This window comes from Thermosporothrix sp. COM3 (assembly GCF_059696735.1).
On sequence record NZ_AP019376.1, the window covers coordinates 2,622,319 to 2,635,802 of the forward strand.

Annotated in this window: 7 protein-coding genes; 1 reads left to right on the forward strand and 6 read right to left on the reverse strand. The window is 47.9% G+C overall.

The window, feature by feature from the left end:
- Positions 1–9 precede the first annotated feature (9 nt).
- From KTH_RS11390 to KTH_RS11415, 6 genes are all read right to left on the reverse strand, one after another.
- Positions 10–3,081: an SNF2-related protein gene (locus KTH_RS11390; RefSeq protein ID WP_497618634.1), complete on the reverse strand. Its 3,072-nt coding sequence runs from the start codon at positions 3,079–3,081 to the stop codon at positions 10–12.
- Between the two features lie 147 nt (positions 3,082–3,228).
- On the reverse strand, positions 3,229–3,729 hold the full coding sequence (locus KTH_RS11395) for a GNAT family N-acetyltransferase (protein ID WP_497618636.1): 501 nt from the start codon (positions 3,727–3,729) through the stop codon (positions 3,229–3,231).
- Positions 3,730–3,759: 30 nt separating this feature from the next.
- Positions 3,760–7,815, reverse strand: coding sequence for a sbcc family protein (locus tag KTH_RS11400; RefSeq protein ID WP_497618638.1), 4,056 nt, complete (start codon positions 7,813–7,815; stop codon positions 3,760–3,762).
- Between the two features lie 11 nt (positions 7,816–7,826).
- Positions 7,827–8,696: a hypothetical protein gene (locus tag KTH_RS11405; protein ID WP_497618640.1), complete on the reverse strand. Its 870-nt coding sequence runs from the start codon at positions 8,694–8,696 to the stop codon at positions 7,827–7,829.
- On the reverse strand, positions 8,678–9,580 hold the full coding sequence (locus KTH_RS11410; protein WP_497618642.1) for a hypothetical protein: 903 nt from the start codon (positions 9,578–9,580) through the stop codon (positions 8,678–8,680). The genes KTH_RS11405 and KTH_RS11410 overlap by 19 nt, the downstream gene beginning before the upstream one ends.
- A 174-nt stretch (positions 9,581–9,754) precedes the next feature.
- Entirely contained in the window at positions 9,755–11,374 is a 1,620-nt protein-coding gene (locus tag KTH_RS11415) for a sigma-70 family RNA polymerase sigma factor (protein ID WP_497618644.1), read from the reverse strand.
- Between the two features lie 984 nt (positions 11,375–12,358).
- Here KTH_RS11415 and nadE point away from each other — a divergent pair.
- Complete coding sequence (gene nadE, locus KTH_RS11420; RefSeq protein WP_497618646.1) at positions 12,359–13,195, forward strand: NAD(+) synthase; 837 nt, start codon at positions 12,359–12,361, stop codon at positions 13,193–13,195.
- Positions 13,196–13,484: the final 289 nt, after the last annotated feature.

Consider the following 13,484-nt stretch of genomic DNA (forward strand, 5'->3'; position numbering starts at 1 on the left):
GTATTCCATTTAGAGTAAAAAGTGTACCAGAATCAGACGTGCTTCAACATCCACAGCCATATTCTGCCCTTCTTCCTGAAGTAGCTCATTCCTTCCGTATGCTCTTTTGTTATAATAAACCTGCAATCTTCTATTATCCAGCTCTTGCTGTACACGTCGCTCTAATCGCAGCATCATTTTCGAGAGATAGAGAAGGTGCCTTCTTTCCAAAGAGCGGTAAGATGGTTCAGCAAGAAGGCCCTCTATTATTGGGAGAAGCGAGTTCTCAGTGACAGTGATCACTGAAGATGACTTATCCTCATTCAAAGAGACATAGAAGGATTGATAGTACGGTTTCCCTACAACATATCCCTGTCGATTCAGCAGGGAAAATTGTACTTCAGCAATCAAGGCAGCCTGTGGCCAGGAAGAATACATCGAGCCTTTCAGGTCCTCAAGCGGTATAGACCCAATACTCACATACTGGCTCTTGAGCGATAAATCTTCATTCCTGTAATGCAGACTCTGTGCCACTTCCTTGAGTTGTAAAAGGGCTGCTCGCTCACTTTCATCGTGATTTGATCTCTCTTCTAAAGGCGATGCACTCCGTTCAGCGATCTCTTCTAAAATAGCGTCTGCTTCAGCAACATACGCATTATCAGTTCCTTGCTCACGCCGCAGCTTACGGAGCTGCTCGATCATCTCAAAATATCCAGGTAGGATTTCATCATCAAAGGCTGTATCTTGATAGGTAGAAAGCAGGCGCTTTTCAAGTGTGCCTCGTAATTGCAATTCCGCTTCAATTAAATCAAGATTCAGGAAATAATAGATATCAAGCGGAGCACTATCATCTGTATGGCGTGGTCGATCAATGCGCCCAATACGCTGTTCATGCTGCATTGGATTCCAACAAAGATCAAGATTCAGCAGGACGCGCGCATCTTGCAAATTATGACCTACAGACAGGGTATCACTACCAATAACAATATCTATCTGTTCGGCAAGGGTATTATCCTTTGCTTTTTTCCTCCGTTTCTTGTCGTTGTCGCCAGTCCAGGATACAGGCGCAAAGCGACTCAGCACATCCTCTCGATTCGCCACATGACCATTTATTTGCACTGGCTCAACTCCCTCTTTCTGTGAGCCTGTCACTAATCCCACTCCCTTCTGAAAGAGATACGGATGTTCTACTACCCGTTTATACACAGCATATGCAGTATCAACATACTGCGAGATACAAAGCACCTTTTTTCCGGCCTGCGTAGATTGTATAATCTGTTGCACAATAGTCTCAAGCTTCGGGTCTCGCTCAAAGAGAGGCTGAAACTCGGCCTGGATCTCTCGAATCAGTGTTATTTCATGATGACACTCTTCAAGAAGCGTCTTCCGTAAGGTTCGTAGACGGCCTTTCTGGGCCGCAAGCTCAATACTTTTTTGAATGCCAGTCATCCTTCGTTTCGGTTGTGGGTCATCCTCCTGACTCCATAGCGCCTCTTCTCTCTCATTTTCTTTCTGATAGTGCTTTTTCAACCACTCAGCAATTGCAGCTTCCCTTTCCTCTACCCTGAGTAAGGAATCATACATTTCTTGCTCCTTCTTCGCCAGGTTCTCAAGCGTCAGAGCAAAGGCATACATGCTGCTTTCAGCTCTTTTGAGGAGCAGAAAACGATGTATTCCCGAAAGATGGCTCTCTTCACCTTCACGAGCTGTGAGACGATATGCAGGATGTGCATGCGGAAGTCGCAACCGTGTAATCTTTTGCAGAAGTGTAGCAAACGCCCTGCGCTGTTCTGGTGAGTATTCCACAGAAACGAGATAGGGGCGTCGTGGAGCATAAAATACCTGTGCGTCCTCACTTTGCCGTAGCATCCGTCGTGTACGCTGCAAGGTCGTACGGCTATAAATTTGCTGAAACAGATGCGTATCCTGCTCGAATACTTTCAGGCCCTCTTCTCTTCCCTGCGAGAAGCAGTAAAACAGGTGAGCAGGGATTTCTGTTCCCATCTGATTGGCAGCAAAGGGCTGAAGCATGGCATAAATATCACCTCGCCGATTATTCCAGGGTGTTGCGGTCACAAGTAAACCATAGGTCTCAAAGGCGACTGCTCGAACGTTTTGATGAAATTTATTATCCATATGCCGCAAGTCCTGATGCGCTTCTTCAATGACTAGCAGCTTGCACCCATGAACAGCCTGGATGGCCTTCGCAGGGCTCAGGCGTTTGAACACATCCTTATTCACTAATAACACATCAACGTTCTGCCCTCGGTCGGTACCAACAGTCAGACCAAGCCGTCTCAGTTCAGCTTCCCAGTTATGCATCAGCTTGGCAGGCGTTAAAACAGCAGCACGATCAATCATCTTTTGCTGACGCATGATCCTGATGACCGTTGCCACTGTACGTGTTTTTCCCAAACCGACAGAGTCAGCAAGTAAAGCCACACCAAGTTTCTGCAAGCGAATAACCAGTTCCGCAGCACCGCGCTTTTGATGCGGGAAAAGCTGCGCATCTCGCTCAATGTCAAAATCGATTTGTGGCATTGCAAAAGCATGACGTTGCGCAAAAGCACAAAGTAGAAGTGCCGGGTCATCTCTCTCCTCACGCTTGAGCCGCTCAAACGCCATTTCAAAGCCAGGAATTGTCCACTCATGTTCAACAATCTCTATTGGAGGCACAGGAAGAGGCTGAAACCAAAGGTGCTGTAGAGCCAAAACGGTACGATCCCACCGCCGAGGCGGACCCAGCGGAGAGCGCAAATCGGCAAGCACATCATAATGGCTATATCTATCTCCCTTGCGCAGATGCCCGCAAGCCAGGTGCCCATATGCATGATTCAGAGCATAATAAATATCCTCGGGCTCAAGCGCTGCGTCTATATACAAGACATAGCCACTGCTCTGCGTTTCTCCCTCCAACGGGACAAGGGCACAATCGAAATGAGGAGCCGGCTCGCCTAAAAAGCGTGCAGCGGGTAACCCATGCAACTCAAGATAGCGAGCCAGCGTTTCTTTTCCCAGCTTCGGAATAGCCTGGCAACTCTGCAAGAGGAAAGGGCGAAGGGCAGGAGGGAATGATGAATCATACTGCGCCAGATAAAGCATATCCCGAATTCTATCTACAAAAGCAGGGCCTGTTAACGCTTCTGTATGAAAAATCTGAATGACTCTCCCCAAATGATTTCGTAAGAAATCTACCAGTTGGTGTTCTGTTATCACAGAGTCCATCCTGTTCCCCCCTTCGCTACAGGCTTATGCGTCCTGTACGCGATACTTCCAGACGTGAAGAGCCCGATGCTTCCCGGGCTCATCTGCCACTTTTTCTAAACCTAGTTGTTTATAGAAGAGGTTCGCCGGGAGCTCAGCCGGGCACTTCAGAAGAATTTCCCGCTTCTCTCTGCGTGCCGCTTCACACACTAAAGAAGCAAAAAGCCGGCGTCCCAGACCTTCATGTCGGTACTTCTGTGCCACAACAATACTATAGAGCGTGATTTGTTGATCGCGGCGCACATAGAAATGTACAAATCCCGCCACTTCGCTCTCATCCTTTGGGCCAGCAAGGGCAACCAGAAGGGAATCAGCCTCGATTGCCTTTCGCAAAATAGCCTGATTGATAAACCCTAGTTCGTTTTTATGCTGATCTGCAAGCCGTTTTGCGGCCCACAGATGTTCCATTGTAGCAAGCATAATCGAGATTTCTGGTTTCTCTTGTGTGATCAAGGGAGAAGCGTTCTCTGTAGATACATTGTTCACATCGATCCTCTCTTCTGGTTACCCGGCATCTTAGTCAAAAGACACCGGAGCAATTTTAATACTGAGCCGCTGTTTCGAGTACAGACGGCTAATATCCTGCCAGGTAATGGAAAGATGTTCAGGCAAATGCTGTAACAACAGCCCGAGCTCTATTTCGCCTTCAGTCCCTTGCTGAAGTCGTTGCAGCACCGCCAGAATCTCCTCTTCCTGGGGAGTAAGCTTGATAGCAGCAATCCTCTGTTCATAACCAGCCAGGGTCTCGACACTCTCATTGAGCCATTGATGCAGGCTATTCAATTGAGCAATCTCAGGTCCTATGATGCTCTCAGGCGCCTCTTTTATGCCCTCAGCCCGGAGCTTCTGAAGGAAACGCATATCTGTAATTCGCTTTATGCCTCCTCTCAGCCGCTCGATCATTTGTTGAAGATGCAACTGCAAAGCCTCTACCTCTTGCTGCGCACCCGGGCGCTCATGAGCAGGAAGATTCTGTAACGCACCTCCAAGTTGTCGGGCGCACCGATCATAGGTCTCCTGCATTTCCTGCTGCATGCCCTCCAACTCAGCCTGTATTGCAGCCTGAACTTGCTTCCAGAGCTGAGAATAGCTATCTTGAGAATCAGCAGGATTAAAGCGAACATCTTGCCAGCCTTGCGCATATCGCGTCTGTCGAAGCAAAAATGTTTTATAGGTTGTATGCACTGTCTCAAAGCGATTTCTTTCGGCCTGCATCTGTTGATGGAAGCGTCGAGCGATCTCGTCGAATTGCTCTTTCCACTTCTTTTGTCCTTCAAGAGCTTTCAATTTCCTGCTACTCAACTCACCAGAAATGTGCAAAGACCAGGCATCCAGTTCTTGCTGAAATGCAGCGCTCATCTCGGCTGAGATGTACTCAAACTGCTGTCGCAGATCAAGAGCCTCACGAAGAAGCTGACGGGCCGCCCCATAATACGCCTCCATGCTGATAAATGCAGACTCTTGCTGGCTGAGACGAGCCAGAATTTGTTGAGCACTTTTTCTCTCTTCACCCGCGCGAATCAAGTCCGTCACGGAGTAATCGTCTTTTACCAACAATGCAGCTATACTCTCAAGTTGTTTCCTCAGGCGCTCGCGCTTCTCAACAAGCTCGCCATATTCTTTGAGCAGACTCACACGCTGTGTTTGCAACTGTGGCTGAAAGAAGCCTTCCGGGAGAGGCTGATTTAGCCGTTCAGAAGAGATAACCACAGCCTCTCTCTGACGCAAAAGGTCACGCGTCTGCTCTTGCCAGAGCTGTTGATAGTGATGAATGATGTTATTCAGATCGTTCTGGCGAGTCCGAATCGTGCGTTCTAAACTAGTCTGTTTCTGTTCATCGGGCTTTGTACTCAAGTTCCGGAGCAGGAGATCATACTTTCCAGTATCCTCTAGCATTGAGGAAATACGAGCATCGTCAGGCACAACTGAAGCAACCAGCTCCAATCGAGAACGATAGTCCTGAAGGGAGCGCTGTATATCTTCTACCTGTGGCACGCGCACCGTTTCCGCAATGATCTGACTGCGAGTTGCAGAGAAAGAGATCAGTCCGCGCTGCTGCATCAACACAAGCACCTCTTCAAACTCATCCACGCGATACCCCTGAGCTCTGGCCATTTTCTCTGCTGTCTCTCGCTCAATCTTCTGGCGCGGCTTGCCTCCCAGACGCGGCGCTTCGGTAAGGCTACTCTGCTTGAGTAAAGCTAAAATCTGCTCTTCCAGCGGGTGCAATGTAAACCGCCACTTATTCGCTCCTTCCGCCCGCAGAAGGAGCGAGTTGGTATGTAAGAAATTCTCCAATGGCGGCACAGTGATCTTGAAGGCAGCAGCCAGTTCTTGCTTGGTAGCATTAAAGAGTTGTTTTCCCTGCCGCTCATATGGAGTAGGGAGGTTGCTTAATGCCACATGATATCTCTTGAGAGATTGCTTCCACTGCATGTTAGTCATCAGCGTCTTATACTGACTATAATGTAGTTCGAGCTGGCGCTTCACTGTCTCTTCAATAATACGGATTCCAGCAGTGCCAAGCTCGGCCCCTAACTCAGCATTAAATAATTGATTAAAGGCATGATCTAGAAGCACAGGCTGGAAATTTGCGCGTATCATCTCATCATCGATTTTTGGGATGCTTCCTGCTACCCGTTTCTCCTCAAGATAGGCATACAAGCTTAATAACAAGGTAGGCGTCATCTTCCAGGGCGCAACCATCTGTCCCAGGGTTGAGAGCAGATCACCATAGTTCTCTTTTCCACTGTTATAGCTCATATTGAGAGAGAACATAGTCTCTTTTTCTCGATTCTCGATTGTGCCTGGATACATCCGCCGTTGTGCCTCAGAGAGCTCTTCATGAAGTTGAAGCTGGAAGGTAATAAGCAGGTCTCCTTCGAGAGCTGTATCACGTAGTTGTTCCTTCGCCCCTAGAATACGTACCTGCAACAAGCGGCCAGGATATTTTTTTCGCGTCGTATTGGGGAACGCTCCCTCCCAGAACATGGTACGATTATGCAACATGCCATACTCTAAACTGCGCACCAGCTTCCAGTTTTCCCCTCTAAATACATGTTCTTTTAATAAGGCCTGAAAGCCGTGGACAGCCAGTGTCGCCTGACGAGCGCTTCGTTCATAATAAGAGCGAATATACTCTCTAAGAGTAGTATCCAGCCAGTTCGTATTGACCTTCTGGGCCTCCATACCAACCAGCATCGCGCGAGTCTCACGCAAGCGCCCCTCATCATCATATCCGCCCCCGACCCAGGTGATAATATCGCCTTGCGCCTCGTTGACAAGTAGCTCAATTGCTTTCCGGATGCCATATACATCGAAATAGCGTTCTGGCAGACCATCTACAGGAAACGCTGCCATAAGCTTGATTGCCTTTTGACAGGTAGGATCTTCTTTCACAAACTGGTGAGAAAGATGCCCATTCACAACGTTCTGGAGCTTCGCTACATTGTCATAATGGATCTCATTACGGAGGAACGCATCAACCAGATCAAGTGGTGTAAAAGGAGCAACAGCCCCATTTTGCTCTTTATAGCGACGAGCCATTAGCTTAAAGACATCTACAACCGTTCGGGGACCGGTTGCTAAATCGGGACGCGCCGATATCTGTCCAAGCGCATTCAAGGTCTCAGGTAGCACAATTTTATCTTGTAGTGCTTCAAATTCTAGCTCTCGTGCGAGTTGGAACCAGAGGTCACGCGCAAAAGTATGGTTATACATAACACTCAGATCCAGTGCCAAACCATCACTCTTGAGCCGCTGAACCAGGTCACTGCGCTGATCATTCATCAGCCCCAATTCTTTCAGTGGAATGCTGAAAAGGAGAGCAAAGGGCAAAGTCCCTTTACGTGTCATCAAAGCCTGAACGATATCAAAGAGATCAGTTAAAGGATCTCGCACTCCAGCCTTAATATCAGGATCGATATATTGCTGTACCTCATCAGCAATCACAACAAGACCATTATAGCCAGCACGACGCACCAGCTGCGTCATCTCTTCAAAGAATTTGACATAATCCAGCCCTCTCAATGTGAGAACATATTTTCCTTGATTGTAGATTCGCTGCAACAACTCGCGCTCTTTTTCATCTTTGGCGAAAGTGTTAATATCACGATCTACATAGCTGTGATACATCTGCTCTGCCTCAGATAAGAGTTGAGGGTGACTCTGGCTTAGTTTATAACGAACCCAACCATAGGTTGCGCTAAAGAGATGTTCGAGCTTTTGAATCTGAAACGGAGGAACCGCAACAATCTCAGCCTGTTCGCACCGATGCCAGATGAACGCAGCACTGCTTGTTTTTCCATACCCATAATCTGCTGTAATGTAGCCCTTAGCAGCCCCATTATTTTTCACCAGTTTGAGCAGGCGCTTTTCGTAATCAGCTATGGTCACCTGATCACTATCAGTAGATGTGGCTCCTTTCCCGATCACAACAAAAGACCGGACATGTTTCAAATAATTTTCGCGGACAATTTCTGGGCGCTCAAGAATATCCTGGGCTGTCCATGTTGCAATAATAGGCTGCTTCTCTAACAGGAGTTCCAGGTGTTCCAGTTCATTCACACTCATCACCATGCTCTCTAACCTTCTTTATATGCAAGTTCTTTTAACGTAACAAAACGATGCAGGCGAATAAAACGTCCATATGATCCGGACCTCGTTCCCTGACTGATAAACTGAGGATAGATAGGAAGGGTCCAATCCAGCATACGGTCAAACTGGAGAGGATCCAGCAGGCACAGGCGGCAAACATCGTCACGTCTTTGAGGGGAAATAAGTACATCTATCCCTATTTCAGTTCCACTCAGCTCATAGCTCCGGCTTAAGGCCAGCAAAAAGAGCTCAGCTGAACAGGTCGAGCGTCTCTGAAATCGTTCTTCTCCTTTGTGTACTTTCTCAATCACAGCTGGCTGAAGATGCCGCAGCCATTCACGAGCTCCATCCATCGTCTGAATACCGATAGAAAGTCTTTCCGAAATACCTGGCACCTGCTGGAACTCTTCCCGGATCTGACCATCCAGCTCTTGAGTCAGGATCTGGCGCATACTTCTATCGAGAGTTACATCTTGCATGTTCCAGAGATTGTCACAGACGGCACGATAAAACCATGAGCGCGTTTGCTTGATCGGATCTTTGGCATTCCAAGCAGTATAAAATAAATAATGAAGTAAGTCATACTGGATAGACTCACGCTTCTTGAGCAGGATGTGTGCCTCAGGAGTAAGCGTTAGCCCTTCCTTTGTTGTTTCTATCAGCCCCAGCGTCTCTTCGGCCAGCTTCCGTGCTTCACTGAAGCGATTTGTATCCGTATTCTCTGCAAAAGCCAGTTCATCTAGCTCTGTAGCCCGAGTGATAGGCGTTTCTGCATAGAGCAAAACTCGTAGCAGCTTTGGTATTTTTGTGGGCGTAGCAGCAACAGGAAAATGAAAAACTAGTGCAGTGGTAGCCATTGTTTGTACTCTTCCTTGTATTTTACGGACCCCTGCTCATAAATAGCACGAGCACGGTCAAATAAGCCTTGATTCAGCATTGCAACGGTCTCATTCACCACCAGCAGATTATGAATGACTCGATGCATCTTATGACCGGCAAGCGTATGATAATCAGCACAAAATAAACATTCATGGCCCGTAATTTTTTTCAGGCGTGTAAAGTGATCCCAGGTAATTCCCTGTTGTATCTCAGATGAGCTATTATTATAGGTAATGTTATAGCTCCGCATAAATGGCATGTGTACCTGCCCAAACCCGGCAGCCTTAAACCAGGAGGCCGAGTCAAAAGAAGCAGCGCCTGTACTGTACAGCATACCAACGAGCGCAGGAGCTCCAATGCCAAAGAGATGAACCTTAATTCCATATTGTTTCGCAATCTGCACAACAAACCGTGCGTTTTCCACCGCAGAGTTTGTTGCTACGTTTGCCTCATTGTTTTTTCCGGCTGTCCCAAAGCTTCCAAAACCGATCCACTTTACACCGAGCTGAATATAGTGCTCAAGACAATACTCTATCTGCGCTCGAGTTCTACCATGTACAACCGGCATTGCTTTTTCTTTTAGTTCATCTGGCATTTCATGGAAGAAAAGACAGGAATAATACACCGTCTCCCGCACTTTTTCTTCCACCTGCGCCAACGAATCGCTTGAGAGAGGAACGTTGTCGGGAAGAACATAGCGATCCGCCCATCTATGGGTACGATAACAGTTTAAGAGTTTCATATAAAGCTCATAGTAACTGATTTTCCCCATTTGCACATAGTATCCAGCACTATCAAAGCAGATCTGGCTCTTTCGCTCCTCCTGAAAACGGCGTACAAATGAAAGCGCTTCCTGACTCATAAAGAGAGGGGTTGAGAGTACGCCTGCAAGCGGATCAATAGCGGGTTGAGCTTCTGCAAGCAGCTTTTCTATTTTGCGAAACTCACCCGGTGCAGTAGTCATGGACGCAAAAAACTGTAACGACATCTACGTAACCATTTCACCGATAGACTAACTTCATATAATACCTTACTATCATCCATTGATAGAGAGGTCTTCTTTCTCTTTTTGAAGCGCTCGCTCCCTCCTTTCTCGAATCCCTTGCAGAAGTTTCCTGGGCTTTTCAACTTGTATGGCTTGCGGACCATACAAGTCACAGATTCGCCCACGCATCTTCTCTATAGCCCGCTGCTCAAGCTGCCTGATACGCTCCCTGGTCAACTGGAACTGCCTGCCAATCGCCTCAAGTGTCTGCGCCTCTCTGCTCTCAGTAAGCCCGAAACGCAGACAGATTATCTGTCTTTCCTTTGGCGTCAATACACTCAACAGATCCTTGATCAGGAGCCGCGCATCAGCATTGGCTTCGAGCCCAATATCAGGAGCCACAAGAGCAGGTTCAGCTACATCTTGAAATGAGTATCCCTCGTGCCTGTACTCAGCGTGACGATAACACTCCAGTGATACACAAACTTTCTGATCAGCCAGCAATACGTTCAAACGCTCAAGCGGGATATTCGCCGCCTCAGCCAACTCAGCCCGCGTTGGCTTACGCTCAAGGGTGCATTGCAACTGTGTATGGACCCTTTTCAGCACATCGAGATGGCCTGCAAAATGCGCAGGAAGGCGAATCAAGCGGCCATAATCAATCACCGCTCGGCTCAGTGTCTGAAAGACCCAGATATTGACAACATGTACCAGACGCCTGCCCCGTGCAGGATCGAAATGCCGGATTCCTGCATGCACTCCAAGCATCCCATACTGGATCAGATCCTCTAACTCGATCCCATGACCCAGAAATTGCGTTGCTTTCTTAATCGCAACCCATTGGAAACAGAGCATCAACGTCTGTTCCAGCGCATTGATCTCGGAGAGAATCGCTGCGCGCGACTCGTGATATGGATCATCTTCAGGATCTTCACACAATGGAAGCTGTTGTAAGCGAGTACGAGCGTCGACGAGCCGCGCCATCATGCGCAGTTCCTCTCGATGGGAAAGACAAGCTGCACGAGCAGCCTGAATAAGAAAGGCGCGCGTCTCAGGGTTCAGTGGAATATCGGCATAGCCCAGACGGTCCAGCGCCTCTTGAATCGCCTCTTCCCCCTTCTCCCACTGGATATACATCAGGCTCTGAGAGCCTATCCAGCCCGGGGCCTGTCCTCGGGGTAGACGCTTTGGCTTTTCTTCCTCTTCAGCTTGCTGGAGCTCCTGTTCAGCAAGCGCAGCATCAATGTCGAGCAGTTCTACATCATCAAGTAAGAAGCTATCCTGTTCCAGTTCATATTCAAGATCTTCCAGTGGCGATGCAGAAAGCTCATCAAATGTTGCCAGTTCGTCCTCTGATGCGTTTCGCACCTCCATACCATTCCCGTCAGAATGATACGGAGGGACCAAAGGACTTTGTGTTTCCTCCGCTTCTTCATTCGTAACAAATACGTGCTCCTCTGCTTCCGCTGACGGCTCTTCGTCCCAGAATTGCAAAGATACAGAAGGAGGAGGTTGAATCGGCTTCAATGGAGCGGGCAGCGTTGGTAACACAAGGGGAGACACAGGCTCCTGAATTTGTGATTCGACATGAAGTAGCTTTATTCGTTTCAATGTATGGCTTTTCCCAGGAGGAGGTGTCAGCCCAACACGCCGCGCAGGATTCGTTGTCATCCCTTGCTCCTCATTCACCGATTTCTTATTCGCCAGGAATAGGTGCGTATTTTCTCTTATGCTAGTTTCAGGAAAAAGAACGGGACACCACTTTTGTTTCTTCCACTTCTTTCTCTAGAAGTAGACCCTCTTTTTCTTAAAATAGGTTATACTCCTATTGATAAAGATACCACACGGGATTGAAAATTGCAAATAGTGTTTTTTCGCTATATAACACCTATAAATGAAAAAAATCATCGGTTCTCCCCTTGTTTTTCAAGATTGACAAGAGAGGCCCTTTCTCCATGAGCATATAAAGCTTACCTCTTTCCCATTTTCTTTTTGGTCTCCTCCAGAAGCATTATAGAAAAGAGTAGCGCGCCCGTCCTGATAAATGCAAGCGTTCTTCATTTTTTACTATATATACAGAGGATGAAGACCATTAAGAGACTCGCGGTCAAGCAGCATTATTACCTCGCATTCAGCGGTAAGCATTTATTTCCTGCTGAATCTGCTGCCCAGGGATAGTGATCCGACAGCCACGGTGGCGAGCAATGCGTCTTCTAACTGAGGGTAGTCACTGGCGAGCAAATACATCTCTGATATCTGCTCTTTTCGATCCGATTCAACAAACGAAAGTTGGTTACACTGTTGGGTTGAGATCGGAATTTGTAATGATTGCGTTTCCTCTATCTGACAAGAAGAAACATGCAATCAGAATTCAGGCACAAAAGTAGTACCAGGATCACATCATGCGTCCGAGCAGATCCAATATTGAGATAAGGACACCAATTTCCTCCACGGCTTTTCCAGAAAAAAGCATACGGGAAATGGATTTCGCTTATTATAACGCTTCTTTTTGCTTATGATCAAAGCAATAACAAGCTATGTTGCCTCTCCGCTTTCGTTCTCTCTTCGTGAGAGGGGTTTCCTTTCACGGCAGGGTCACGTATTATAAGTACAACCAATAAAGGAACTTTTCCCGAAGGAAGAAGGAACTTTCCCATGACAATATCACCACAACGCACCATTATCGAAGCACTACACACAAAAGCATCAATAGATCCCGCGGAAGAAATTCGCTTTCGGATCGACTTCTTAAAAGACTATCTTCTCTATGCCCATGCAAAAGGATTCGTTCTCGGCATCTCTGGTGGTCAAGATTCAAGTCTGGCGGGACGCCTCTGCCAGCTTGCTGTAGAAGAGTTGCGAGCACAGACCGGGAAAGATGACTATCTGTTTATTGCACTTCGCCTCCCCTACGGAGTACAACACGACGAGGAAGACGCTCAGCTCGCGCTCCAATTCATTCAGCCAGATAGAAGCTATACCATCAATATCAAGCCCGCCGTCGATGGTGCTGTCGAGGCCTTTGAGCAGGGCACCGGCCTTACCATGTCAGACTATAATAAGGGGAATCAGAAGGCCCAGGAACGTATGACAGTTCACTATCGCTTCGCACATCACTTCAATCTACTGGTCGTTGGCACCGACCATGCAGCCGAAGCAATTACTGGCTTCTTTACCAAGTATGGCGATGGCGGCGTCGATATCACCCCACTTACCGGCCTCACCAAGCAACAGGGCCGCGAACTCCTGCGCCATCTGGGAGCACCGGAACGCATTTATACCAAACCACCAACCGCCGACCTGCTGGATAAACGCCCCGGTCAGCTTGATGAGGACGAACTGGGGCTGAGCTATGAGGTGATTGATAGCTACCTCAGCGGTCAGGAAATCTCCTCCGAAGCGGCACAGAAGCTCGAACGACGCTATCATATCACCGAGCATAAACGCCACCTGCCTGTTACCCCGTTCGATACATGGTGGAAAGAACAGTAGACCCACTTGACAACATATGCACGGATCTGTTATGCTCAAAAAAGAGGTACCTGGAGCGGCCCGGTACGACGAGCCACAGTGAAAGGAGTGTGCCATGATGCGCAAAGAATTTCTGTCATTTCAACAGCATCGCACCTCCGAGACGGCCACTTCTGCCTCGCTACAGAGTTAAACCGCAGATCTGCTACAAGATCAGAGTATATCAGGCCATCTCGAACGAGATGGCCTTTTTCATGCAGAGAAGAGGCGCCGAGTTGCGATGTTCGGCGCCTCTTTTGTCATCTAGAAA

Excerpts from the sequence above, each read along its gene's own strand:
- nadE (WP_497618646.1), top strand. The coding sequence starts at position 12,359 with ATGACAATATCACCACAACGCACCATTATCGAAGCACTACACACAAAA.
- KTH_RS11410 (WP_497618642.1), bottom strand. The coding sequence starts at position 9,580 with ATGAGTCAGGAAGCGCTTTCATTTGTACGCCGTTTTCAGGAGGAGCGA.
- KTH_RS11415 (WP_497618644.1), bottom strand. The coding sequence starts at position 11,374 with ATGACAACGAATCCTGCGCGGCGTGTTGGGCTGACACCTCCTCCTGGG.
- KTH_RS11390 (WP_497618634.1), bottom strand. The coding sequence starts at position 3,081 with ATGCTTTATCTGGCGCAGTATGATTCATCATTCCCTCCTGCCCTTCGC.
- KTH_RS11405 (WP_497618640.1), bottom strand. The coding sequence starts at position 8,696 with ATGGCTACCACTGCACTAGTTTTTCATTTTCCTGTTGCTGCTACGCCC.
- KTH_RS11400 (WP_497618638.1), bottom strand. The coding sequence starts at position 7,815 with ATGAGTGTGAATGAACTGGAACACCTGGAACTCCTGTTAGAGAAGCAG.